The sequence below is a fragment of the Christiangramia aquimixticola genome (assembly GCF_048285835.1).
Taxonomy (GTDB): domain Bacteria; phylum Bacteroidota; class Bacteroidia; order Flavobacteriales; family Flavobacteriaceae; genus Christiangramia; species Christiangramia aquimixticola.
This window is the reverse complement of the sequence record NZ_JBLVTL010000223.1, coordinates 1-298: the sequence shown is the minus strand read 5'-3', so window position 1 is coordinate 298 and position 298 is coordinate 1. Positions and strand designations below refer to the sequence as shown.

The following is a 298-nucleotide window of genomic DNA, read 5'->3' as shown; positions in this document are numbered from 1 at the left end:
CCTGAAGTTCCAATATTGACATTGGCAATACCGCAATCCGAACCGGCTACTGACAAGAAAGCCTCAGCTTCACGCATGTTGGTGGTCATGATCGCTGAAGAAAGGCCTTGAGGCACACCATTCTGTATGGAAATGGCTTCTGCCAAGGTGTGGTATTTGATCAAATAAAGAATCGGTGCAAATGTCTCATGCTGCACGATTTCGAAGTGATTTTCGGCTTCATAGATGGCAGGCTTCACATAGCATCCCGACTCAAACCCATCACCTGAGAGGACTTCACCCTCAACTACAGGTTTTC

The 298-nt window shown here is 47.0% G+C and carries 1 protein-coding gene; it reads right to left on the bottom strand.

All coding sequences use genetic code 11. The annotated features are described in order from the left end of the window. On the bottom strand, window positions 1-298 hold a 298-nt coding region (locus ACNKXV_RS14230; RefSeq protein WP_417908368.1), incomplete at both ends, for an aldehyde dehydrogenase family protein.